This window comes from Rhodococcus sp. 852002-51564_SCH6189132-a (genome assembly GCF_001665495.1).
GTDB lineage: Bacteria > Actinomycetota > Actinomycetes > Mycobacteriales > Mycobacteriaceae > Rhodococcus > Rhodococcus pyridinivorans.
This window is the reverse complement of record NZ_LZMJ01000018.1, coordinates 1-23,087: the sequence shown is the minus strand read 5'-3', so window position 1 is coordinate 23,087 and position 23,087 is coordinate 1. Positions and strand designations below refer to the sequence as shown.

The 23,087-nt window shown below is 66.8% G+C and carries 23 protein-coding genes and 1 pseudogene; 15 read left to right on the top strand and 9 right to left on the bottom strand.

Annotation, left to right across the window (positions count from 1 at the left end; genetic code table 11):
- Positions 1-116: 116 nt before the first annotated feature.
- Both A5767_RS03710 and A5767_RS03705 read right to left on the bottom strand, forming a co-directional pair.
- Complete coding sequence (locus A5767_RS03710; RefSeq protein ID WP_006553690.1) at positions 117-863, bottom strand: TetR family transcriptional regulator; 747 nt, start codon at positions 861-863, stop codon at positions 117-119.
- 36 nt (positions 864-899) lie between these two features.
- Positions 900-2,480, bottom strand: coding sequence for an acyl--CoA ligase family protein (locus tag A5767_RS03705; protein ID WP_231913111.1), 1,581 nt, complete (start codon positions 2,478-2,480; stop codon positions 900-902).
- A 195-nt stretch (positions 2,481-2,675) separates the two neighbouring features.
- Between A5767_RS03705 and A5767_RS03700 the strand changes: the two genes are divergently transcribed.
- Positions 2,676-3,536 carry a LuxR C-terminal-related transcriptional regulator gene (locus tag A5767_RS03700; RefSeq protein WP_064851663.1) on the top strand — a complete coding sequence of 287 codons (861 nt, stop codon included), beginning with the start codon at positions 2,676-2,678 and terminating at the stop codon, positions 3,534-3,536.
- A 16-nt stretch (positions 3,537-3,552) separates the two neighbouring features.
- Here A5767_RS03700 and A5767_RS03695 read toward each other — a convergent pair whose 3' ends face one another.
- Together A5767_RS03695 and lppU are read right to left on the bottom strand one after the other, a co-directional pair.
- Positions 3,553-4,332, bottom strand: coding sequence for a 3'-5' exonuclease (locus A5767_RS03695; protein WP_064851662.1), 780 nt, complete (start codon positions 4,330-4,332; stop codon positions 3,553-3,555).
- 107 nt (positions 4,333-4,439) lie between these two features.
- Positions 4,440-5,024 (bottom strand): LppU family putative lipoprotein, encoded by a 585-nt coding sequence (lppU, locus tag A5767_RS03690; RefSeq protein WP_041803464.1) that lies wholly within the window; start codon positions 5,022-5,024, stop codon positions 4,440-4,442.
- A gap of 58 nt (positions 5,025-5,082) precedes the next feature.
- Here lppU and A5767_RS03685 point away from each other — a divergent pair, with 58 nt between their 5' ends.
- From A5767_RS03685 to A5767_RS03650, 8 genes are all read left to right on the top strand, one after another.
- Positions 5,083-6,147: an ATP-dependent DNA ligase gene (locus tag A5767_RS03685; RefSeq protein ID WP_064851661.1), complete on the top strand. Its 1,065-nt coding sequence runs from the start codon at positions 5,083-5,085 to the stop codon at positions 6,145-6,147.
- Position 6,148: 1 nt separating this feature from the next.
- A complete protein-coding gene (locus A5767_RS03680; protein WP_039585290.1) occupies positions 6,149-7,201 on the top strand; it encodes a DNA polymerase domain-containing protein in 1,053 nt (350 codons plus the stop codon).
- Between the two features lie 117 nt (positions 7,202-7,318).
- Positions 7,319-7,870, top strand: a complete 552-nt coding sequence (locus tag A5767_RS03675; RefSeq protein ID WP_006553684.1) for a DUF6764 family protein — start codon at positions 7,319-7,321, stop codon at positions 7,868-7,870.
- A 106-nt stretch (positions 7,871-7,976) separates the two neighbouring features.
- Positions 7,977-9,236: a serine hydrolase domain-containing protein gene (locus A5767_RS03670; RefSeq protein WP_064851660.1), complete on the top strand. Its 1,260-nt coding sequence runs from the start codon at positions 7,977-7,979 to the stop codon at positions 9,234-9,236.
- A 92-nt stretch (positions 9,237-9,328) separates the two neighbouring features.
- Complete coding sequence (locus A5767_RS03665) at positions 9,329-9,553, top strand: dodecin (RefSeq protein WP_006553682.1); 225 nt, start codon at positions 9,329-9,331, stop codon at positions 9,551-9,553.
- A gap of 125 nt (positions 9,554-9,678) precedes the next feature.
- Complete coding sequence (locus tag A5767_RS03660; RefSeq protein ID WP_064851659.1) at positions 9,679-11,355, top strand: FAD-dependent oxidoreductase; 1,677 nt, start codon at positions 9,679-9,681, stop codon at positions 11,353-11,355.
- A 347-nt stretch (positions 11,356-11,702) separates the two neighbouring features.
- Entirely contained in the window at positions 11,703-12,002 is a 300-nt protein-coding gene (locus tag A5767_RS03655) for a hypothetical protein (RefSeq protein ID WP_231913105.1), read from the top strand.
- 48 nt (positions 12,003-12,050) lie between these two features.
- A complete protein-coding gene (locus A5767_RS03650; protein ID WP_064851700.1) occupies positions 12,051-13,019 on the top strand; it encodes an MsnO8 family LLM class oxidoreductase in 969 nt (322 codons plus the stop codon).
- Positions 13,020-13,045: 26 nt separating this feature from the next.
- On the opposite strand, the gene A5767_RS03645 is transcribed toward A5767_RS03650, so the two are convergent.
- Both A5767_RS03645 and A5767_RS03640 read right to left on the bottom strand, forming a co-directional pair.
- Positions 13,046-13,483 carry a PaaI family thioesterase gene (locus A5767_RS03645; protein WP_064851699.1) on the bottom strand — a complete coding sequence of 146 codons (438 nt, stop codon included), beginning with the start codon at positions 13,481-13,483 and terminating at the stop codon, positions 13,046-13,048.
- Between the two features lie 57 nt (positions 13,484-13,540).
- Positions 13,541-14,877: pseudogene (locus tag A5767_RS03640) on the bottom strand (wax ester/triacylglycerol synthase domain-containing protein).
- A gap of 140 nt (positions 14,878-15,017) precedes the next feature.
- Between A5767_RS03640 and A5767_RS03635 the strand changes: the two are divergent.
- From A5767_RS03635 to A5767_RS03610, 6 genes are all read left to right on the top strand, one after another.
- Positions 15,018-15,647, top strand: a complete 630-nt coding sequence (locus tag A5767_RS03635) for a hypothetical protein (protein ID WP_019290804.1) — start codon at positions 15,018-15,020, stop codon at positions 15,645-15,647.
- Positions 15,648-15,858: 211 nt separating this feature from the next.
- Positions 15,859-16,800, top strand: a complete 942-nt coding sequence (locus A5767_RS03630) for a L,D-transpeptidase (RefSeq protein WP_006553674.1) — start codon at positions 15,859-15,861, stop codon at positions 16,798-16,800.
- Between the two features lie 115 nt (positions 16,801-16,915).
- The gene (locus tag A5767_RS03625; protein ID WP_019290805.1) at positions 16,916-17,842 is read left to right on the top strand and encodes a carbohydrate ABC transporter permease; all 927 of its coding nucleotides are present in this window, start codon (positions 16,916-16,918) and stop codon (positions 17,840-17,842) included.
- Positions 17,839-18,732, top strand: coding sequence for a carbohydrate ABC transporter permease (locus A5767_RS03620; RefSeq protein WP_064851658.1), 894 nt, complete (start codon positions 17,839-17,841; stop codon positions 18,730-18,732). The genes A5767_RS03625 and A5767_RS03620 overlap by 4 nt, the downstream gene beginning before the upstream one ends.
- Before the next feature lie 18 nt (positions 18,733-18,750).
- Positions 18,751-20,085 carry an ABC transporter substrate-binding protein gene (locus A5767_RS03615; RefSeq protein WP_082921143.1) on the top strand — a complete coding sequence of 445 codons (1,335 nt, stop codon included), beginning with the start codon at positions 18,751-18,753 and terminating at the stop codon, positions 20,083-20,085.
- Positions 20,086-20,096: 11 nt separating this feature from the next.
- Positions 20,097-21,209 carry an ABC transporter ATP-binding protein gene (locus A5767_RS03610; RefSeq protein WP_006553670.1) on the top strand — a complete coding sequence of 371 codons (1,113 nt, stop codon included), beginning with the start codon at positions 20,097-20,099 and terminating at the stop codon, positions 21,207-21,209.
- Here A5767_RS03610 and A5767_RS03605 read toward each other — a convergent pair.
- The 3 genes from A5767_RS03605 to A5767_RS03595 are packed head-to-tail and all read right to left on the bottom strand — an operon-like array spanning position 21,175 to position 22,800.
- Positions 21,175-21,663, bottom strand: a complete 489-nt coding sequence (locus tag A5767_RS03605) for an SRPBCC family protein (RefSeq protein WP_024102123.1) — start codon at positions 21,661-21,663, stop codon at positions 21,175-21,177. The two genes, A5767_RS03610 and A5767_RS03605, sit on opposite strands and share 35 nt — an antisense overlap.
- Positions 21,664-21,666: 3 nt before the next feature.
- Complete coding sequence (locus tag A5767_RS03600; RefSeq protein ID WP_006553668.1) at positions 21,667-22,008, bottom strand: ArsR/SmtB family transcription factor; 342 nt, start codon at positions 22,006-22,008, stop codon at positions 21,667-21,669.
- A 30-nt stretch (positions 22,009-22,038) separates the two neighbouring features.
- Entirely contained in the window at positions 22,039-22,800 is a 762-nt protein-coding gene (locus A5767_RS03595) for a DeoR/GlpR family DNA-binding transcription regulator (protein ID WP_064851657.1), read from the bottom strand.
- Positions 22,801-23,087: the final 287 nt, after the last annotated feature.

Here is a 23,087-nt window from a genome sequence, read left to right as displayed (position 1 = left end):
GACTCCTAACGGCACGCGGTGCCAGATTTGCGAACGTAGCTCCCTCGACGATATCGGGGCGAGGGTTCGCGACGTGACGGAATGAGTCGATTGTAACCACGGCACTCAGTGCCAGGTCAACGGCGCTGCTGTGCGCCTTCGAGTTGGAGCCGAACCTGCTCGGCGATCTCGGCCGGTGTCAGGTGGGCCGGATAGGTCACCACCGCGACCGCCGGCGGAGCCGGCGCGACCTTCCCGTTCGTCGCGCCTTCGGGCACCGGAACCACCCCGTACGTGCGGCGGAGCTCGAGCAGCTCCTGCTCGAGGCGTTCGGCAGTGGCGGTCTCGTCGCCGCGGATCATCGCGCGCAACACGAAATTGTGCGTGGCGGTCATCGCCGCCGCGAAGCTGACGGTGCGCACCGGCTTCTCCGTCGGGACGGCGGCGCGCAGGAAGTCGGTGAACAACCGCTCGTAGCGGTAGGTGGTGACGAGTTCGCGCTCCCGCAGCGCCGGCACCCGCTGCACCACCCGATACCGCCACACCGCCAGCTCGCGCCGGTCCCGGAAGTGCCCGAAGACGAGCTTGGCCCCCTCGCAGGCCGCCGCCCACGGATCGTCGAAATCCTGCGAGAGGTACTCGGCGACCTGCTCGAGCAGCGACTCGTGATCGGCGAAGATCACGTCCTCCTTCGACCGGAACTGCCGGAAGAAGGTCCGCCGCGACACCCCTGCGGCCGCGGCGATCTGCTCGACGGTGGTCGACTCGTAGCCGAACTCGGAGAACAAACGGATCGCCTGCGTGACGACATGCACCCGGAACTGGGCGGGATCGGGGCCCGTCGAATCGAGGCGACGGGTGCTGTTACCGGTACCGGATGTCATGGCGTCGAGTATCCAATGCAGTCGTGAGGGGTCGGCTCACCCCTCGGCGGCTTCGGCCGATCGCAGCTCGAACTTCAGGATCTTGCCGGTCGAGGTGCGGGGCAGCTCCAGCGGGAAGACGATGTCGCGCGGCACCTTGTACCCGGCGAGCAGCGTGCGCGTGTAGTCGATGATCTCCTCGGCCGTGACCGATTCGCCCTTCTTCAGGATCACGAACGCCTTGGGACGCTCACCCCACTTCTCGTCCGGAACGCCGACGACCGCGACGTCGAGCACCGCCGGGTGGCTGACGATCGCCTGCTCGACCTCCACGGTCGAGATGTTCTCGCCGCCGGAGATGATGATGTCCTTCGCGCGGTCCTTGAGCTGGATGTATCCGTCCGGGTACATCACGCCGAGGTCGCCGGTGTGGAACCAGCCGCCGCGGAATGCCTCCTCGGTCGCGTCCGGGTCCTTGTAGTAGCCGAGCATGACGTTGTTGCCGCGCAGCACGATCTCGCCCATGGTCTCGCCGTCGGCGGACACGTCGTTCATGTCCTCGTCGACGACCCGCGCGGTCTCGGCCTGCAGCATGCCCACACCCTGACGGGAGAGCAGCGCGGCGCGTTCGTCGGCCGGCTTGTCGTCCCAGCTGTCCTGGTACTCGCAGATCGTGTACGGGCCGTACACCTCGGTGAGTCCGTAGACGTGGACAACCGTGATGCCGATCTGTTCGAGCTGGGCGATCACCGTCGGCGACGGCGGCGCGCCGGCCGTGGTGATCCGCAACGGACGGTCGAGTGGATGAGCCTGCTCGGCGTTCGCGATGGTCGAGCACACCGCGGGCGCACCGCACAGGTTGGTGACACCGAGGTTGTCGATGGCATCCCAGATCGCGTCGGCCCGCACCGCCCGCAGGCAGATGTGGGTGCCCGCCGCAGCGGTCACCGCCCAGGGCGTACACCAGCCGTTGCAGTGGAACATCGGCAGTGTCCACAGATACTTGCTCTGCCCGTCGAAGCTGTTGTGGAAGGTCTCGCCCAGCGAGTTCAGGTACGCGCCGCGATGGGTGTACATCACGCCCTTGGGTTTGCCTGTCGTGCCCGAGGTGTAGTTGAGGGTGATGACGCCGAGCTCGTCGTCGACGCTCCACGGCAGCGGCGTCGCATCGAGCGAGTCGGCCTGCGCGAGGAACTCGTCGTACCGGGCGGTGGCCACCCCGGCGGGTACCTCGGGAGCGGGCACGGTGGAGTCGGGGACCTCGACGATCTCGGCGACGCCCGGAACGTTGTCGCGGACGTTCGCGACCGATCCGAGCAGTTCGGAGTCGACGAACAGCAGCTTCGTCTCGGAGTGGGCGAGGATGTACTCGAGTTCCGGCCCGGCCAGGCGCGAGTTCAGCGCGACCAGCACACCGCCTGCGAGCGGAACCGCGAAATGCGCGATGAGCATCTCGGGCACGTTCGGAGTCAGGTACGCGATCTTGTCGCCCGGCTCGATACGGCTGCGCAGCACGCGCGCGAGCCGCTGCGCCTCGTCGGCGAACTCGGCGTAGGTGTACGTGCGGTCGCCGTGGATGATCGCGGTGCGATCCGGGAACACCGCCGCGGACCGTTCGAGGAAGCGCAGCGGGCTCATCTGGCTGTAGTTCGCGGCTCCGGTCGAGCCGGGACGGACGGGGGCGATGGACACGGATACCTCCGGGGTGGCCTACTCGGATTCCGGCGTCTTCTGTGATCGTTGCAACACCGGGCGATGTGCAGGTTACAAATCGTGGAACTGGCCCCTCTACCCTCGAAAGTGGGTGTTCGGAGGGAAGAGCAGGAGCAATCGATGGATGTCGCCGTGCCGGGTGTGTTGCGTCCCGACGATCTCGACACCCTCCGCGCCACGCTGCGCGACCTCGAGGCGACGACGGAACTACCGGTGCTCTTCGGTGGCGCGGTGCAGGGCTCGGACGTCGTCCTGTCCGGATTCGTCGGAACCCGCGGTCGTGCCCTGCGCAATCTGGTGATCGCCGCCGAACGTGGACTCGGCGGTCGGGTGGTCGTCGAACAACGTCCCGGCGCGGTCGCCGACTACTTCACCTCCCCGCACATCACCCACCACTACGACCGGCAGGTCGCCGGGGAGGGAATCGAGTCGTTGCTCGCCGTGCCGGTGGTGGTGCGCGGACGCACCCGGGCGGCGATCTACGGCGGGCTGAGGGTCAATCGGCCCATCGGCGACGTCGTAGCGGAGAAGGTCGTGCGGTCGGCCGCGGAGCTCGCGCGGGAGATCGAAATCCGCGACGAGGTGGACCGTCGCGTGTCGCTGATCGGGAACACGCGGGCCGCGCACGGCGCCACCGTGCCTGCCTCCGTCTCCGAAGCGCTGACGGAAAGCCTCGTGGCGCTGCGGGCGATCGCGGCGCGCACCGACGACCCGGTGATCAGGGAACAGGTGCGGAACGTCGAGGAGACACTGGCCCGGGCGCGCGACGGTGCGTCGCGGCCGCGGACGCATCTGACCGCGCGCGAGCACGACGTGCTGAGTCATGTGGCGCTGGGCTGCCGCAACGCGGAGATCGCCGACAGGTTGTCGCTGCGCGTGGAGACGGTGAAGACCTATCTGCGCAACGCCATGGACAAACTCGATGTGCGCAGTCGGCACGCGGCGGTCGTCGAGGCGCGGCGGCAGGGACTGCTGCCCTGATCGACCGCACTCCTGATCAGCGGCGGCGCAGTCGCCGGAAGAACTCGCGGATCGCGCGCAGCGCGCGCCGGAACCTGGTCTCGGTCGCGGGACGCTCGAGGACATCGGTACCCACCGGCGTGGGGAGCCGGACGGGCCAGCTGTCGTCGACGTCGACGACCTCGCGACCCAGCCCGCGCAGGTACTCGGCAAAGCTGCGTTGCCGTTCGGCGTGCCAGGCGGCCTGATCGGCCATGATGTCGAGTTCGGCGAGCTCGGGGAATCTCGCCACGAGCGCGCGGGTCAGGTGGCCGGCGGCGAGCGCGTCGGCCTCGGCCTCGTGCGGATTCGGCAGCGACACCCCGTACGCCTCGCACACCGCCTGCAGTGTGCGCCTGCCGGGCCGGCTGCGGTCCATCTCCCGGTCGATGACGTACGGGTCGACGACCGTGCCGATGTCGAGCCCCGTCAGGCCGAGCCGGCGTCCTTCGGCGTCGAGGACCGTCAGGTCGTAGCTGGCGTTGAATGCGACGACGATGTGGCCGCGCGCCCACGCGTCGCTCACGGCCTGCCGGATCTGCTTGTATCCCTCGAGATAGTCGAGTCCTTCGGCGCGGGCGTGGGCGGTGGTGATGCCGTGGATCGCGGTGGTCTCCTCGGGTATCGCGATACCCGGGTCGAGCAGCCACGAGCGTGTGCCGATGCGATCGCCGTCGAAGGTCGCGACGCATGCCGTGACGATGCGGGCGTTGCGGGGATCCCGGTCGGTGGTCTCGAGATCGAACGCGCAGATCGGTCTGTCCGGCCAGTGCGTCATGTTCCGTCCTCGCGTCCGTCGGATGATGATCTGTCGAACGCATTGTTGCGGGAGGCACCGACATGCTCCGTCGCGGCCGCGACGGGCATCCGCACAAGGAGAAAACCTCAGATGGTGTCGGTGCAGACCACGAAGTTGCGTTCCCGGTACACGAACCCACCCTCGGACGTCGAGCAGGCGTTCACGTCGGAGGTGTCGAGCAGGATCTCGGTGACCTCCTCGCCCTGGACCGCGGGCTCACCGCAGTCGATGCGCTGCGGATCCTCGCCGCCGAGGTCGATGCAGTCGCCCACCACCCAGTCGATGTCGAGACACAACGCGCCGACCTCGATGCCGCCGAAGGACTCGTAGTAGGTCTGGTCGATGTCGCCGGGGCACATGGCACTGGCATCGACGACGTCGACGACCTTGTAATTCGAGCTCGGGCTGCCGCACACCGCGTAGTCGATGGTCGCGTCGTCGACCGTGCCGCCGAGCGCGACGCATTCGCCGGCTGCGACGTCGACGCTCAATTCGGTCGACGACGACGCCGACGGGGTCGTGGTGGGTAGGGAGAAGGACGGCGCCGTGGACGTGTCCAGGGCGTTCGCGGCGGGCACGGCCTGCCCTTCGACCTGGGTCGCGCATCCTCCAAGCACCCCTGCTGCCGCCAACGCCACCGCGGCACCGGCCGCCCCTCGGAGAATGTTCATGGTCGAAGAGCCTACGGAAGTGCTGCCGGTACCCGTACAGGGTGGAACGATGTGCCGCATGGACCTGCCTGTGGTGCCGCCGATCGCCCCGATGCTCGCCAAGGTCTCCTCCACCGTCCCCTCCCAACCCGAAGACGGTCCCGACGAGTGGTCCTACGAACCCAAATGGGACGGTTTCCGGGCGATCGTCTTCCGAGACGGTGACGAGGTGGTTCTCGGCTCGCGCGGAGGCAAGGACCTCGTGCGCTACTTCCCGGAACTCGCCGACGCCGCGCGCGCCGAACTGCCCCGCAGGTGCGTGGTCGACGGGGAGATCGTCGTCCCGCGCGAACACGACGGCCGCACCCGACTCGACTGGCAGGCGCTGTCCGAGCGGATCCATCCGGCCGCCAGCCGGGTCACGATGCTCGCCGAGCAGACACCGGCCGTGTTCGTCGGTTTCGATCTGCTCGCTCTCGGCGACGAGAATCTCATGGAGACCCCGTTCGCGGAGCGGCGCGCGCGGCTGCGGTCCGAGATCGGCGGGGGTAAGAGCTGTCATGTCACGATGGCCACGACCGACACCGATACCGCCCGCCGCTGGTTCGAGGAGTTCGAAGGGGCCGGCCTCGACGGCGTGATCGCCAAGCGACTCGACGGGCTCTATGTGCCCGACAAGCGGGAGATGCTCAAGCTCAAACATGCCCGCACCGCCGACTGCGTCCTCATGGGCTACCGCATGCACAAGAGCGTCGAGGGAATCGGGTCGTTGCTGCTCGGGCTCTATCACGACGGCGAACTTGCGATGGTCGGCGGAGCCTCGGCGTTCACGCGGGAGCGGCGCGAGGAACTGCTCGCCGAACTGCAACCGCTGCGACTCGGGGACGACGTCGTCGAGCAGGGCGAACCGACGCGGTGGCGTTCGGCGGTGGACCGCAGCTGGGTGCCGTTGCGTCCCGAACGTGTCGTGGAGGTCGCGTACGACCAGATGGAAGGTGTGTCGGGAGCGGGGATGCGGTTCCGGCACGCAGCGAAGTTCCTGCGGTGGCGTCCCGACCGTGACCCCGAGAGCTGCACGTTCGACCAGCTGGAGGTGCCGGTGCGCTACGACCTGTCGGATGTGCTCGACCGGACGGAGGACTGACATGGCCACGAAGCGTTCGCCCGCGGAGGAGTTGGACGTCGACGGCACGCCCGTGCGGTTGTCGAACCCCGACAAGATCTACTTCCCGCAGCTCGGCGCCGCAGGTGGCACGAAGCGGCACCTCGTGGAGTACTACCGCAGGGTCGCCACCGAGTTCGACGCACCGATCCTGACGGCTCTGCGCGATCGGCCGACGCATCTGCAGCGCTTTCCCGACGGCATCGAGGGGGAGGAGATCTATCAGAAGCGGGCACCGGTCAAGCGACCCGACCACGTGGCGACCTGCGAGATCACGTTCCCGTCGGGGCGTACCGCCGATGCGCTGCGTGTGTGTTCGGCCGCCGACGTGGTGTGGGCGGCCAATCTCGGGTGCGTGACCTTCCATCCGTGGCCGGTGCGCTGCGGCGACACCGACCGTCCCGACGAATTGCGCATCGACCTCGACCCGCAACCGGGAACCGATTTCGGCGACGCGCGGGCCGTGGCGCTGGAGGTCGTGCGCCCGCTTCTCGACGAACTGGGACTCGCCGGATATCCCAAGACGTCCGGTGGGCGGGGACTCCACATCTATCTGCGGATCGTGCCCGAATGGGATTTCGTCGGAGTCCGTCGTGCGGGGATCGCGCTCATGCGTGAGATCGAGCGGCGCAGCGACGGGCGGGCGACGACGGCGTGGTGGAAGGAGGAGCGCGGAGAGCGGCTCTTCCTCGACTACAACCAGAACGCGCGCGACAAGACGATCGCCTCGGCCTACTCGGTCCGTCGCACCCCGATCGCGACCGTCTCGACTCCGCTGACCTGGGACGAGCTGGTCGACGCCGAACCTGACGACTTCACGATCGCCACGGTGCCGGATCTGCTGGCGAAGCGCGGCGATCCGATGGCGGATCTCGATGCGCATGCGCACTCGCTGGACGTTCTGCTCGAGATGGCCGAACGGGACGAGGCGAACGGTATCGGCGACCTGCCGTATCCGCCGAATCACCCGAAGATGCCGGGGGAGCCGAAGCGCGTCCAACCGTCCCGCGACACCGACCGGGCAAAGGACACGTGAACCGGAACGTTCGGGGAATCGCGTCCCTGTCGTGACCTCGAGTATGAGTCCTCCCGAGGTGCGAGTCCATAAACTGTCCGAGAGAACAGTCACTCGAGGTTCGGAAGGGTCGATGTCGTGATTCGCTCGTGGGCGTCCGGTCGGGTTCTCGGCGTCGGGGCAGTATTCGCTGCCGCCATCGGGGTCGGTTTCCTCATTCCTCAGACCGCGTCCGCGGCCACGACGTGCACGGCACCGCCGGGTGCCCCGGCCGAGATCGTGCAGATCGACGGGGGCGAAGCGTGTGGTGCGTCCACCGACGGCACCGCCGAGGCGTGGAGCTATGCCGAGCGGGGCGTGGGATTCGCCGATGCCCGCAGTGCCGCACAGGTGGTGGCCGCCGGATTCGACGGCGGTGTCGGCGCCGGGGAAAGCACGTCGGGACGGCTGTTCGCGATCGGCGTGGGGGAGGAGGCCCTGGCGCTCGGTGTGCTCGAAAGTCCGGGCACGGCGGTCGTCGCCGCGGGTCCGCAGTCGCAGGCCTATGTGGGCGACGCCGACGATCCGGTGTTGTGCGAGGGCACGGCGGCGGCCGCGTTCGAACTCGAGGCCGCACGCGGGTGTGTCGTGCTGGGCGACTTCCGGTACTTCACTCCTGGCGCGCAGACGCCGCCGTCGCCCCTGCCGTAGATTCGACGCGTCTCGCCGGGATCCTCGACAGACAGACTGTACGTAAACCCTTCCTTTACGTTCCGTGTCGTCGTAGCCTGTCGCACATGCCGATGGAGGTGTCGCGATGACGACCGGAGCAGTCTTCGAACCTGCCGGGGCGACAGCGTCGTTCGCACCGGTGCACGTCCCGGGGCGGATCGACGCCCGGCCGGGCCCGGCGGCGCCGACCGAGATGGTCGTCGATCCGCGATTCCTGCGGCTGGCCGACGCGTTCTTCTCGCTGTACAAGCGGCCCCGGGACGGCGGCGGCGCACTCACCGCCTATCTCCACGGTGAGAAGGTCCTCGACATCTGGTCCGGCTGGTCGGCCCCCGACAAGCGGTGGAGCCGCGACACCATGGCGTTGTCGTTTTCGACCGGCAAGGGCGTGGCGTCGACCGTCGTGCACCGTCTGGCCGAGCGCGGAGTGATCGACTACTTCGCGCCCGTTGCGCAGTACTGGCCGGAGTTCGCCGCGAACGGCAAGGATGACATCACCGTCGCGGACGTCATGACCCACCGATCCGGCCTGCACCGGGTGCGCGGTCTGGTTCCGGGGACGCGCGGGATCCTCGACTACGAGACGACCGTCGCGGCGCTCGAGCAGGCGGCACCGGATCGACGGCGGCGACGCGGCTCGGGCTACCACGCCGTCACCTACGGATGGCTCGTCGCCGAACTCGTGCAGCGGGTGACCGGTCTGCCCTTCGTGGAGGTCGTGGAGCAGGAGATCGCCCGGCCCCTCGGCGATCCCGATTTCTGGTACCGCGTGCCTCATGACGAACGGGGCCGTATCGCGAAGCTCTTCCCGCGGCTCGCCCCGGTCGGCCTGCACTGGGGTGCGAGCGCCGCGGTCCTGTCGCGACTCGAACCGACCCGCGGTCTCGCCGAGGCCGCGATGCCCGACGGCTTCGACAGGCTCGTCGGCGACCCGGCCGTGCACGACTCGGTGATGCCGGGCTGGAACGGTGTGTTCACCGCCCGCTCGCTCGCGCGTATGTACGGGGCGATAGCCGCCGGCGGGACGATCGACGGCGTGAAGTTCCTCGACTTCACCACGATCGACGAGATGTCGCGCGTGCGGGTGCGCAGCCGGGACTACGTGCTCGGTGTGCCGATGGCGTGGCGGCTCGGCTACCACCAGCCCATCTTCGCGAGCATCCAGCGTCCGCGCGGTGCGCTCGGGCACTACGGAGTGGGTGGCTCGGGGGCGTACGCCGATCTCGACACCGGTCTGTCGCTCGCCTTCGTCACCAACCGGCTCGGTGCCGGCGCGATCCCGCTCGGGGACCTGCGTCTGGCGCGGCTGGGCGAACTCGCCCGGTTGCTCGCTCGTCGTGCCTGAATCTTTCTGTCATTTTCGTGGTTCCGGGGACGGGGGTCCCTCGGGGGCGGGACGATCCGAATCGGAGCATCGTCGATTCGAGGAGTTCAGCCATGAGCCATGTCTACCGGGTGATCGAGGTCGTCGGATCGTCGACGACGGGAGTCGACGACGCGATCGCGAAAGCGGTGGCGCGAGCAGCGGAGACCACGCGGCATCTCGAGTGGTTCGAGACGGTCAACATCCGGGGCCACATCGACGACGGCCGGGTGGCCCACACGCAGGTCACTCTCAAGATCGGTTTCCGCATCGAATCGAGCGCCGAAACGGACATCTGAGGCATCTCGACAGCCGGAAATTCGATGATATGGTTTTGAGAACGTGGTTCTCGACCGAAACTGGAACGTGTACTAGTCTGAGGCTCGTTCGTTGTCCGGAATCGGCACTGTAGGCAGGTACAACTGTGGCTTATGTAATCACCCAGGCGTGCTGCAACGACGCCTCGTGTGTCGAGGTCTGCCCGGTCAACTGCATCCACCCGACACCCGACGAAGCACCCTTCGCGACCACGGAGATGCTCTACATCGATCCCGACACGTGCATCGACTGCGGGGCCTGTGTCGACGAGTGCCCGGTGGATGCGATCGCCGCCGACAACGAACTCACGCCGGCGCAGGAGCCGTATCTCGAGATCAACGCCGAGTACTACCGTCGCTACCCGATCGGACCGGACTGGCCCGAGCTGCGCACGCGCCGCAAGCTGCCCGCCGAGCTGGGCACGCTGCGGGTGGCGATCGTCGGCTCGGGTCCTGCGGCGTGCTATGCCGCGATGGATCTGGTGACGCACTCGGCGGTGCAGGTCGACATCTTCGACCGCCTGCCCACCCCCTACGGGCTCGTGCGTGCCGGTGTGGCCCCCGATCATCAGAGCACCAAGGGAGTCGGCGACCTCTTCCGCAGCGCCATCGGCCACAAGAACACCCAGTGCTATTTCAACGTCGAGGTCGGCACCCACATCACCCACGAGGAACTGCTCGCGCACCATCACGCCGTGATCTACGCCGCCGGTGCCGCAGGCGACCGCACGCTGGGCATCCCGGGAGAGGACCTCGTGGGCAGCCGCGCCGCGACCGAGTTCGTCGCCTGGTACAACGGACACCCTGATTTCGCCGACCACACCTTCGATCTGTCGGCCGAACGCGCGGTGATCATCGGCAACGGCAACGTCGCCCTGGACGTCGCGCGAGCCCTGGTGATGGACCCCGACGAGCTCGCGCGCACCGACATCGCCGAGCACGCGCTCGAGGCGCTGCGGAAGTCGAACATCCGCGAGGTCGTGGTCGTGGGCCGGCGCGGCCCGGCGCAGGCCGCCTACACCAACCCGGAGCTGCTCGCGCTCGGCTCGCTGCCCGGTGTCGATGTGGTCGTCGACCCGGTCGAGGTCGAACTCGACCCGGTCAGCCGCGCGCTGATCGACGATCCGGAGGTCGAACCCCGCCTGACGCTCAAGGTGCGGCAGGTCGAGGGCTTCGCGCAGCGCACTCCCACCGAGGGCAACAAGCGGATCGTGCTGCGCTATCTCGCCTCGCCGGTGGAGATCTCCGGCGACGGTGTTGTCGAATCGATCACCCTCGAGCGCAACGAACTGGTCGAGGTCGACGGCCGTCTCGAGGCCCGCCCGACCGGACAGACCGAAATCCTCGAGGCGGGATTGGTGCTGCGTTCGATCGGTTACCGCGGCACCGCGCCGGCCGGTCTGCCCTTCGACGAGCGGCGCGGGGTCATCCCGAACGAGGGCGGCCGGGTGATCGACGCCGAGGCCGGAGCACCGGTGCCCGGTGTCTACACCGCCGGTTGGATCAAGCGTGGTCCCAGCGGCGTGATCGGCACCAACAAGCAGTGCTCTGCCGAAACGGTCGAGAAGATCCTCGACGATTTCGTCGAGGGCAAGCTGCCCGAGCCGGTCGCCGATCGGGAGAAGTTGGCGGCGCTGGTCGCCGAGCGGCGTCCGGAGCACATCGATTACCGGGGCTGGCTGCAGATCGACAAGCAGGAGAAGGCCCGCGGATCGGCGGCGGGACGCTCGCGCCTGAAGTTCGTCTCGATCGAGGAGATGCTCGCAGCGTCGCGGATCGAGTAATCCCGTCCGGTGGCGGGAACCCGGACCCATGGCTCAGCACTCCCACCCGGCGGTCGCTGCGTCGGGCCGATGGATCGATACCGACGGGATCCGCTACCCGTCCGGCGACACCCACGCATGGACTTGGCGGAGCTGGGTGAACACGGAGTCGTCCCGTGTCGTCGCTGCACGGCGGCCACCCGCAACGACCGGCCGCGGTGGACCCGGAAGAACCCGCGGCCGTGAGCAGTTCGACCCTGCCGCGTGGGGTGGCATTGTCCAGTACGTCGACACCTCCCATTCGGCACCGAAACGAAATCGGACATAATTGGCTTTATGTTTCGGCAGGAAATGACATGAGGACTCCGATGGGTGATCACGTATCGGATCTGTGTCTGTCCTGCGGTCGTGCCGGTTGCACCCAGTTCCACCACCGGTCCCTGACAGGGGCGATCGGCACCGGGCGCGTACTCGCCGAGATGGCGATCCGAGCGGGTGATGCCCGCGACCAGGTCGTCGCGGTCGGAGACGCGATCGCCGATCTCCTGCTGTACCTCGCCGATGCACACGGTGTCGCCGCGGCGCAGAAGGCATCGGAGCACGGGCAACTCCACTTCCATGGGGACTGGATCGCAGCCGGACGCGCTTGGGGTCCCGAAGATCCCTGACCTGCAGGGAAGATCCGGGACGGTCGCGGTGTTGAGACGACCGTGCAGGTGGCGTTGTCGTTGCTGGACCGCTCCCGGACCCGGGAGGGGCAGCCGGACGCTGCCGCATTGCAGCAGACCCTGCGTCGCGCCGAACTCGCCGAGGCGGCCGGCTACCACCGCTTCTGGGTGGCCGAGCACCACGCCGTCCCAGGCATCGCGTCGGGAGCTCCACCGCTGCTCATCGGCACGATCGCGGAGCGGACGAGCCGGATCCGAGTGGGATCCGGCGGCGTCATGCTGCCCAACCATCAACCGATCGTCGTCGCCGAACAGTTCGCGATGCTTGAAGCGATGCACCCGGGACGGATCGATCTGGGTGTCGGTCGTTCCCTCGGATTCACCGCGCCTGTGCGCGATGCGCTGCGGACCCACAAGGCCGACGCGGACGACTTCGCCGCCGACATCGAGGAACTGCGCGGTTATCTGCACGGCACCGCCGAAGTGACGGTGCGTCCTCGACTGTCCGAGCCGCCTCCGATCTTCGTCCTCGGCACCGGGCAAGGTATGCGGCTGGCGGCGCGTCTGGGCCTGCCCGTCGTCGTCGCCGGACCGCTTCTGCGGCAGGGATCGGAACCGTTCGACCGTTATCGCGCCGACTTCCGCCCGGCCACACCCGGCGCTGAGCCCTATGTTGTCGTCGGCCTGGACATCCTCATCGCCGACACCGAAGCCGAGGCTCGGGAGCTGCAGCTTCCGGAGGCATGGGCGATGGCCGTCTCACGCGAAGAGGGGGCGTTCCCGCCGCTGTCCCCGATCGAGGAGATCCGCCGGCAGCCGATGACCGAGCGGCGCCGCCGCATCGTCGACGAGACCGCGAAGGGTTCGCTGGCCGGCACCGAGGATCAGGTGGCCGAAGGGCTCGAGAAACTGCTCGCCTCCACCGGGGCGAACGAGGTGCTCAGCTCCGCATCCACTTTCGACACCGACGCCCTGTACGACTCCGATGCGCGACTGACGAGGATCTTCGGTCTCTGAACGGAGGGTGGAACAGATTGTCCCGCTCAACGATTCAGATCGATCAGGCGAGCACTGCCCTGCGCCGCCGCACACATCTTCTCCGTCCCGTCCTCGGTGACGGCGTAGATCTCGCAACGACACAGTGCCTGCCTGCGACTGGTGCTGACGATCGTGGCGACCGCGCGTAGGAGTGCGCCCCCGGCGGGCCGCAGGTAGTCGAGGCTCATGCCGGTCGTCACGATCGACGGCCCGAGGGCCGTGCCTGCGGCGAACGTGAGCGCATTGTCGGCCGCGTAGGCCAGAACACCTCCGTGCGCGAAGCCGAACTGCTGGAGCAGTTCCTCCCTGAGCGGTATTTCCAGGACTGCCCGGCCGCGCTCGTACTCGGTCAGACGGGCTCCGATCAGGACGCTGAACGGTTGCGATGCCAACACCTTCCGGGCATCGGCGAGGGTACGGATCTCGGCGATCTTCTCCGACATGCACAGCAAGGTACTCCGCTCCTCGGTTCCCGACCGCCACATCGGAGCGGCCGGCAGTCACTGTGCGGAGGCGACGATCGAGCGGAACTGTTCGCGCAGGGCCTCCGTGAGGTCACGGTGTTCGGGGACGAGATCGGGGTCGACGACGACCGCCACGGTCAGCGTGCCGGCATAGGACAGGGCCGCGAAAGCGACCGCGACGTTGCCCGTGGTGACGATCATCGGCACCATCGACGCGACAGGCACTCCGGCAACGGTGAGCGTCGACGACGGTCCCGGCAGGTCGGACAGGAACGAGTTGACCCGGCGCTGCCGGTCCACGAACCGGCGGAACGCCCCGACGGCCGCAAGGGCGCGGAAGACCGGACCCAGTAGTTCGGCAGACAGGCCCCGCACGTTCGCCTTCTGCAGTCGGGTCGTGCGGGAGACGGATACCGACCGGTGCTCCGGGGTCCCGTCCAGCGGTACCCGGACGGGCATGACGCCGACGCGATTGCCCAGTTGCCCACCCGTGGCAGCGGTGCGGGCGGAGACCGGCACCGAGATCATCAGCTCGGACGGGAACTCGCCGCGCTTGTGCAGGATGGTGGCGAGGGCGCCCCCGACGGCGACCAGCAGCACATCGTTGATCGTTGCGTCCCACTGCCGTCCCGCCCGACGGAGCGTGTCCAGATCCACCTCGACGGTCCTGAGCGCCAGACGAGACCCGATGGGCGCGTTCAACGAACACCGCGGGGCACGTCCGCCGGCGCCCCCCCGAGTTCTGTCCATGCTGCAGGAAGACGTGCGACGGCTCGCGGTGCCCGGCGGAGCGCCCGCAAGTGACCGATTACATTGTCGTAGAACAACTCTCGTCTGGTTGGTTGCGTTGAAGCGCGCTGTTCGGGCATGGGCGGTGTGCTGTCCATGCCGTCGACGAGATGCGCCAGGATCGACAGACCACCGATCCCGTCGGCCAGGACGTGGTGCAGCACCATCACCAACGCCGTGTGCCCGTTCGGGTCCGCGATGTCGGTGACGAGCAGCGCGCGCCACAACGGTTGCGATCGGGGCAGCGGCCGGGTAAGGGCGTCCGCGGCGAGCGTCAGTGCGGCGTCCCTGTCGCGGGGACCGGGGCACCGCACCTGGGAGAAGTGGGCATCGATGTCGAAGTGGGCGTCGTCGAGCCAGTAGGGACGCCCGAGTCCGAAGGCCGGCTCGATCAGGCATTGCCGCAGGCGTCGAACCCGGACGAGGCGTTCGGCGAGCACGGTCATCAGTGTCGTGGGGTTCGTCAGGTTCTCACCGGCGAAGAAGATCGCAGCACCGACATTCATGGGTACCCGTCCCACGTCCGAGACGAGTTCGATCAGGTCTCCGGGACCGATGCGGTCGATGCCGTTCGAGGCCGCCACCCTTCGAGGATGACAGACGCACGCTGTCCGTCTATTGCCTACGGCCGAGTAGGGGAGCAGTGTGAACACGGGTGGTTTCGGGTGGGGGGTCGCGCCGAAACGACCGGCGACGCCGCGTCGGCGCCGCCCTGAGGAGAGGGGTGCCGATCGTGTTTGCACGCTCCACCACAATTCATGCGCATCCGTCGTACATCGACGCCGGGATCAAGCACGTACGCGACATCGTGATGCCTGCCCTGGCGGACATGAACGGTTGCCTGGGGCTGTCCCTGCTGATCGACCGCGGCTCGGGCCGATGCATCGCCACCAGCTCCTGGCGGGACGAGGACGTGTTGCGCTCCAGCGAAGGCATGGCCCGCATGCTCCGGGACGAGGCGGCCCGGATGTTCCATGCCACCACGGACGTGGCCAACTGGGAGATCGCCGTCATGCACCGCGATCACCACTCGACCCGTGGGTCCTGCTGCAGTGTCACCTGGGTCGACATCGATCCCGCGCAGGTGGATCGCGGTGTGGACATGTGGAAGATGGCCGCGCTGCCGCGGATGGAGGAACTCGAGGGTTTCTGCAGCGCCAGCCTGATGCTCGACCGTGCCGGTGGTCGCGGGGTGACCTCGTTGACGTTCGACAGTGCCGAGGCGATGGACCGCACCAGAGCACATGTCGACGACATCCGCTCCGAGGTGACTCGGGCAGCAGGCGCCAGGGTGCTCGATACCGGTGAGTTCGAGCTCGTCATCGCCCACCTCGACGTCCCGGAAACGGTGTGACCGCGGGTCTGCGGCGCGGGTGATATCCGTTCACCCGCGCCGTAGCCGTCCGCATTCGTAATAGACCACTCGGTCCGCTGAACTGGGAAAACGCCGAGACCGTCCGCATTCGAATTGCCCGTCCGTAACCGTCCTGTGTCTAATGAACGGGTACGAGCACGCCGCGCAGGGGAAGTAAGGCGCGGCGCACCGCTGAACGATGGGTTGTGGAATGTTCGAAAAGCGAGCTTTGTCGAACGGTCGCCGCACGGGCCGCCGATCTGCGCGGATCGGTGCTGCACTCGTGGGCGCAGCCGCCGTGGCACTGGCCACCGCCGGTCCTGCGAGCGCGGCACCGCTGTGGCCCGGTGGGCCCGAGGTGCCGAGTGTCCAAGAGCTGATCGAAGGGCTCACGCCGCCCGGGGTGACGCCGCCGCAGCTTCCGCCCCAGCTCGCTCCCGAGCCGGCCGCCCCGTTCTCCGCTCCGTCCGTCAACCCGTCGAACGGGGAGACGGTGGGTGTCGCGCAGCCGATCATCATCCGCTTCAACGAGGCCGTCGGAGATCGTGCAGCCGCCGAACGCGCCATCCGCATCACCACGCAGCCGCCCGTCGACGGGCACTTCTACTGGGCGTCGAACACGCAGGTCCGCTGGAAGCCGTTCGAGTTCTGGCCCGCGAACACCGCGGTGACCGTGAAGGCCGGCGACACTCAGTCGTCGTTCACCATCGGTGACGCTCTGGTGACGGTCGCCGACAACAACACCAAGACCATCACCGTCACCCGTAACGGCGAGGTCGTCCGCACCATGCCGACGTCCTTCGGCAAGCCCGGCCACGACACCCCGAACGGCACGTACATCGTCGGTGAGAAGTACCGCGACATGTACATGGACTCGTCGACCTACGGGGTGCCCGTCGACAGCCCCGAGGGATATCGCACCTACGTCGAGTACGCGACGCGGATGTCAAACAGCGGCATCTTCCTCCACGCCGCACCGTGGTCGGTCGGCGCGCAGGGCAACACCAACGTCAGCCACGGTTGCCTCAACGTGAGCACCGAGGACGGCAAGTGGTTCTACGAGAACGCCAAGAAGGGCGATCCGGTGATCGTGCAGAACACGGCCGGTGGAACCCTCAACGGCTGGGACGGTCTCGGCGACTGGAATCTCTGACACCGACGCACATCTCCGACGCCCCCTGCTTCCGGTTCGTAACGTTCGTCCGGAATAGCAGGGGGCGTCGCCCTTTCGTAACCCATGGTTCGTTCTGTCGGCACACACTGCTCCGGTGTCACCGAGTCCGGAACGAACCCTGCCGCAACACGAACGCGGCCTCCGCCACCGCCCGTGGCGCGATTACGCGCTCTTCGCGGCATTGGTCGGGCCCAATCTCGCGCTGTTGATCCTGTTCACCTACCGGCCTCTCGCCGACAACATCCGGCTCTCCTTCTTCGAGTGGAACATCGCGAGCCCGAACTCGACCTTCGTCGGACTCGCCAACTACCGAGAATGGTTCACGCGTCCCGACAGTTGGGAAATCGTCGGCAACACCATCGTGTTCACCGTGGCGACCGTTGCCGGTTCGATGGCACTGGGACTCGGGCTCGCACTGCTTCTGGACCGTAGGCTCCACGGACGCAATCTCGTCCGGTCGGCGCTGTTCGCACCGTTCGTCATCTCCGGTGCAGCCGTCGGAATCGCCTTCCAGTTCGTCTTCGATCCGAACTTCGGTCTGGTGCAGGACGTCCTGACCCGGGTGGGACTTCCGACGCCGGACTTCTACCAGGACTCCAACTGGGCGTTGGTGATGGTGACCCTGACGTACATGTGGAAGAATCTCGGCTACACATTCGTCATCTATCTCGCTGCACTGCAGGGACTCCGGCCCGAGTTGAGCGAAGCCGCCGCCATCGACGGTGCCTCCCGGGGGACGACCTTCCGGCGCGTCGTCCTTCCGCAATTGCGGCCCACCACCTACTTCCTGTCGATCACCGTGCTGCTCAATTCGTTCCAGGTCTTCGACATCATCAACGTCATGACTCGTGGGGGTCCGTTGGGGACCGGCACGACCACGATGGTCTACCAGATCTACGACGAGTCGTTCCGCAACTTCCGTGCCGGCTACGGCGCCACCGTTGCCACCATCATGTTCCTGGTACTGCTCGCGGTGACCGTTTATCAGGTGCGCATCATGGACCGAGGAGGTCACTCGTGACCGCTGTCGCGGAGAAGTCTGTCGTGCACCTGGTCGCACCCGCGGACGAAACGCGTTCGCACCGAAGACGAGAGCGCGCCGTCACGGCTCTGGCCTATGTCGCCATGGTGCTCGTGCTGCTGGTGGTGGCTCTGCCCTTGTACTGGATTGTCGTGACATCGTTCAAGGAGCGGCCCGACATCTACACGCTGCCGGTGACCTGGTGGCCGAGCGTCTTCCATCCGCAGAACTACACGGAGGCAACCGAATCTGTGCCGTACGGGTTGTTCCTGCGCAACTCGATCGTCATCACGACGATACTGGCGACGGTGAAGTTCGTCCTCGGAGTGTTCAGTGCGTTCGGTCTCGTGTTCCTGCGGTTCCCCGGCAAGAACATCGTCTTCCTCGGCATCATCGCCGCGCTGATGGTGCCGAACCAGATCACCGTCATCTCCAATTATGCGCTCGTCGCGGACTGGGGTTGGCGCAACACCTTCCAGGGCATCATCGTGCCGTTGGCAGGCGTGGCCTTCGGAACGTTCCTCATGCGCAACCATTTCCTGTCCATTCCGGCCGAGATCATCGAAGCCGCACGGATGGACGGAGCGGGCCCGTTCCGGCTGCTGTGGCGCGTGGTCCTCCCCGTATCCGGCCCGACCATGGTCGCGTTCGCGCTCATCACCGTCGTGAACGAGTGGAACGAGTATCTATGGCCGTTCCTGATGGCCGACGACGCATCCGTTGCGCCGTTACCGATCGGGCTGACACAACTCCAGAACAACGACGGTGTCACGAACTGGGGTCCGGTCATGGCCGGCACCGTGCTCGCGATGCTGCCGATTCTCGTGATTTTCCTTGTGCTGCAAAAGCACATGATCAAGGGCCTCACCTCCGGTGCGGTCAAGGGCTGAATCCTCAGGGAGCTGGGAATGGACATCAGGAACATCGACAGGCGTCGTTTCCTCGGGCTGACCGGTCTCGTGGCTGCGAGCGCTGCGCTGACCGCATGTGCAGGGACGGGCGGTGGCTCGTCCCAGACTTCGGGAACGGGATCGGTATCCGGCGATGCATCGCGGATCAGCTTCTGGTCCAACCACCCCGGCAAATCCCAGGACGTGGAGAAGGAGCTGATCCGGCGGTTCCAGGACGCGAACCCGGGCATCACGGTCGATCTCATCGACGGTGGCAAGAACTACGAGGAGGTCTCACAGAAGTTCAACGCCGCGCTCTCCGGCGGCGACCTGCCCGACGTGGTCGTGCTGTCGGACGTGTGGTGGTTCAACTATGCGATCACCGGTGCGATCACCCCGCTCGACGATCTGTTCCGCGAGGTGGGAGTGGACACCGGCGACTACGTCGATTCCCTGCTCGCGGACTATCTCTACGAGGGGAGTCACTTCGCTCTTCCGTACGCGCGGTCGACTCCGCTGTTCTACTACAACAAGCAGGTGTGGCAGCAGGCCGGACTTCCCGATCGCGGACCCGACACCTGGGAGGAGTTCGACGAGTGGGGTCCCCGCATCCAGGGGGTGGTCGGCGACGGCAGGCTCGCGCACGGCTGGGGCAACGCCAAGGATTACCTCGGATGGACCTTCGAGGGCCCGATCTGGACCTTCGGTGGTGCCTATTCCGACGGATGGGACCTGAAGTTCACCGACGAGAAGACAATTGCGGCAGGTGAATTCCTGAAGCGCATGATCCACGACAAGAAGTACGCCGCGGTGACGACCGATATCGCGAACGACTTCTCCGCCGGTCTCATCGCCTCCACGATCGCGTCCACGGGAGACCTGTCGGGTATCACGCAGAACGCGTCCTTCGAATTCGGGACGGCCTTCCTGCCGGCTCCCGAAGGCGTCGCGGGATGCCCCACCGGTGGTGCGGGTCTGGCGATTCCGTCCGGTATCTCCGACGAACGCAAGCGCAATGCCCTGAAGTTCGTCGAGTTCGTCACCAACGGCGACAACACCGCGTACTTCTCACAGAACATCGGTTACATGCCGGTCCGGAAGTCCGCGGTGGACAACCCCGCCATGAAGGAGTACCTCGAGGACAACCCCAACGCACGGACCGCGGTCGACCAGCTGGCCGTCACGCGCTCCCAGGACTACGCCCGGGTGTTCGTCCCCGGTGGCGATCAGATCATCGGGACCGGCCTGGAACGGATCGCACTGCAGAACGCCGACGTCGCAACGACCTTCGCCGACGTGCAGCAGCAGCTGCAGGCGGTCGTCGACAGGCAGATCACCCCCAACCTGAAGTAGAAGGAACACCATTGGCTGCCATCGCCTTCCGCAACGTCACCCATCGGTATCCCGGTGCCGATCGTCCTGCCGTGGACCGACTGGACCTCGACATCGAGGACGGGGAATTCCTCGTCCTCGTCGGGCCCTCGGGATGCGGCAAGTCGACGAGCCTGCGCATGCTCGCCGGTCTCGAGGCGGTCGACTCCGGGCGCGTGGAGATCGGTGGTCGTGACGTCACAGGACTGCCACCGAAGGCCCGTGACGTCGCGATGGTTTTCCAGAACTATGCGCTCTACCCGAACATGACCGTGGCGGAGAACATGGCCTTCGCTCTGCAGAACGCGGGGATGAAGAAGGACGAGCGCACGGCCCGAGTGCTCGAAGCCGCCCGGATGCTCGAACTGGAATCACTGCTGGACCGCAAGCCCGGAAAGCTGTCGGGTGGTCAGCGTCAGCGTGTCGCGATGGGGCGCGCGATCGTCCGTCACCCGGCAGTGTTCTGCATGGACGAGCCGCTTTCGAATCTCGATGCGAAACTGCGGGTCAGCACCCGCGCGCAGATCGCCGAGTTGCAGCGGTCGCTCGGCACCACCACCGTGTACGTGACCCACGACCAGGTCGAGGCGATGACGATGGGAGATCGTGTCGCCGTCCTGGAGAACGGCCGCCTTCAGCAGGTCGCGTCGCCTCGGAAGTTGTACGACGAGCCGGTGAACACCTTCGTCGCCGGGTTCGTGGGGTCGCCGGGGATGAACCTCGTCGAGGCAGCTGTACACGACGGGTACGCCGAACTCGGAGCGCTGCGAATCCGCGTTCCGCGTTCGGTGGATTCCGATCGCGTGGTGATCGGGGTCCGTCCGGAATCGTGGACGACCGTGGGGGCGTGGCGATCCGACTCCTGGTCGCTACGGACGGTCCTGGTCGAGGAACTCGGTGCCGAGTCGTTCGTGTACGCGGTGCCGAAGGACACCGTGGACGGAGATGCCGACAGGATCGTCGTCCGGTGGGATCGGCATGTGCCCGTCTCGTCGGGTTCCGAGATCCACGTGATCCCGAAACCCGACGAGGTGTACTTCTTCTCCGCACGGACCGGGGTTCGGCTCGGTGCTACTGCTCCGCTACCAATGCGTCGATCTGGTTGATGGCGGACGAGGCGCCCTCGACCACGCCCATGTCCAGAACCTGCTGGAGCGCTTCGGCGCTCTCGTAGGTGCTGACATAGGTTGCGCGCGTGCCGCCCTCGAACTCCTCGAAACTGTAGACGCACCGTGAGACGGGTAGTTCCGGCTTCGGGGTGAAGTCCGGCTCCGCGAAGCCGTCCAGGAACGAGAAGCCCGTCGGTTCGTCGACGGTCGTGATATCCCAGTAGCCGGCGTACTTCTCACCATCGGGGCCGGTCATGAAGTAGGTGGTACGGGTGCCGGGCTTCAGATTGTGGTCGACCACCGTCGCGGGGAAGGTCGGGGGTCCCCAGATCTTCTCCAGCTGACGGGGATCGGCGTAGACCTGCCAGATGCGGGACACCGGGGCGGCGAACTCCGCGGTGATGGTCAGGGTCGGCTGGTCGGAGTCGTGCCGGACGTCGGTTACAGGCATTTCTCAGCCTTCCTCGGAGGATTCGGATGCGATGAGTTCGTCGATGCGCGCGATGCGACCGCGCCAGAGCTGCTCCATCTCGGTGAGCATGGACGCCACCGACCGCACTGCCGCCACGTCACCACTGGCCAACTGCTCGCGACCGCTGCGTCGCTTCACGAGCAGACCGGCCTTCTCCAGCACGGCGACGTGTTTCTGTACTGCGGCGAAGGACATGTCGTAGTTCGCTGCGAGAGCGGACACCGAGTGCTCCCCCGCCAGGACGCGTCGCATGATGTCTCGTCGGGTCCGGTCGGAGAGCGCGTGGAACAGGGCATCGGCCCGGTCCTCGTCGTCTCCGCTCACATCCCAAATGCACAACCGAATGATTGTATGTCAAGAGTTCGAAGCGATCACGAGTCGGTCGCCGTAGGCTGCCCGCTTCTCCTCGTCGAGGCCGCCGTCGGTGACGATGCACGAGACCTCGTCGAGGCTCGCGACCCGGGCGAGCGCGCGCTCTCCGAACTTCGAACGATCCGCCACGACGATCGTCTTCTCGGCCGACCGGATCATCGCCCGCTTGATCGGGATCTCCAGCGTGTTGGTGTTGGTGATGCCGGCAGTGGGGTGCACGGCGTCGGCACCGAGGAACGCCCAGTCGGCCGAGTAGTCCGAGAGGAACTGCACGGCATGGTCGCCGACCAGGGTGTAGGCCGAGCCGAGGAGCTCGCCTCCGGACACGAGAAGCCGGACATCGGGAAATGCCGCAACGTATTTCGCGATACGCAGGTCATTGGTGAGGACCGTCAGTGACGCCTTGTGTCGCAGTGCGACCGCTACCTCGTAGGTTGTGGATCCACTGTCGAGCACCACGCTGTCGCCGTCGGACACCATGGCGGCCGCTACCGCCGCGATCGCCACCTTCTCCTCACGGCGTACGTCCTTCTCGAGGGCGTACGGCACCTCGAGGCCCGCGCCCTCGACCGCTCGGGCGCCCCCGTGCGTGCGCTCGACCTTCCCTTCACGGGCGAGCGAATCGAGGTCGCGACGGATCGTGGACGCGTCGACGCCGAGATCGGCCGAGAGGGTCTTCGCATCGACATATCCGTCGGCGAGGATTCGGTGGAAGATTTCACGTCGCCGTGCGGTCGCTGACACGATTGCTCCTAGGGCTCTGGGCACTCGAATTTCTGGGTACTCGGACGCCGTGGTCGGGGGTCGGTGCACGACCATAACGCACGGGCGACACACCTTTGCGTGGATATTGACACTGTCTGCGCTCAGTGTGCATGATTTCGTGCAGGATTTGCGCGATAGTGCGTGATCGTTTCGCTGGCACCACGTTGTTCGGAGGTTGCACGGTAATGCTGAAGTTGGGATACAAGGCGTCGGCAGAGCAGTTCGGGCCGCGCGAGTTGGTGGAGTTGGGTGTGTTGGCCGAGGCG

Excerpts from the sequence above, each read along its gene's own strand:
- A5767_RS03665 (WP_006553682.1), top strand. The coding sequence starts at position 9,329 with ATGAGCCATGTCTACCGGGTGATCGAGGTCGTCGGATCGTCGACGACG.
- A5767_RS03710 (WP_006553690.1), bottom strand. The coding sequence starts at position 863 with ATGACATCCGGTACCGGTAACAGCACCCGTCGCCTCGATTCGACGGGC.
- A5767_RS03695 (WP_064851662.1), bottom strand. The coding sequence starts at position 4,332 with ATGACGCACTGGCCGGACAGACCGATCTGCGCGTTCGATCTCGAGACC.
- A5767_RS03705 (WP_231913111.1), bottom strand. The coding sequence starts at position 2,480 with ATGAGCCCGCTGCGCTTCCTCGAACGGTCCGCGGCGGTGTTCCCGGAT.
- A5767_RS03605 (WP_024102123.1), bottom strand. The coding sequence starts at position 21,663 with ATGCCTGTAACCGACGTCCGGCACGACTCCGACCAGCCGACCCTGACC.
- A5767_RS03670 (WP_064851660.1), top strand. The coding sequence starts at position 7,977 with ATGACGACCGGAGCAGTCTTCGAACCTGCCGGGGCGACAGCGTCGTTC.
- A5767_RS03700 (WP_064851663.1), top strand. The coding sequence starts at position 2,676 with ATGGATGTCGCCGTGCCGGGTGTGTTGCGTCCCGACGATCTCGACACC.
- A5767_RS03680 (WP_039585290.1), top strand. The coding sequence starts at position 6,149 with ATGGCCACGAAGCGTTCGCCCGCGGAGGAGTTGGACGTCGACGGCACG.
- A5767_RS03615 (WP_082921143.1), top strand. The coding sequence starts at position 18,751 with ATGGACATCAGGAACATCGACAGGCGTCGTTTCCTCGGGCTGACCGGT.
- lppU (WP_041803464.1), bottom strand. The coding sequence starts at position 5,024 with ATGAACATTCTCCGAGGGGCGGCCGGTGCCGCGGTGGCGTTGGCGGCA.
- A5767_RS03630 (WP_006553674.1), top strand. The coding sequence starts at position 15,859 with ATGTTCGAAAAGCGAGCTTTGTCGAACGGTCGCCGCACGGGCCGCCGA.
- A5767_RS03645 (WP_064851699.1), bottom strand. The coding sequence starts at position 13,483 with ATGTCGGAGAAGATCGCCGAGATCCGTACCCTCGCCGATGCCCGGAAG.
- A5767_RS03685 (WP_064851661.1), top strand. The coding sequence starts at position 5,083 with ATGGACCTGCCTGTGGTGCCGCCGATCGCCCCGATGCTCGCCAAGGTC.
- A5767_RS03655 (WP_231913105.1), top strand. The coding sequence starts at position 11,703 with ATGGGTGATCACGTATCGGATCTGTGTCTGTCCTGCGGTCGTGCCGGT.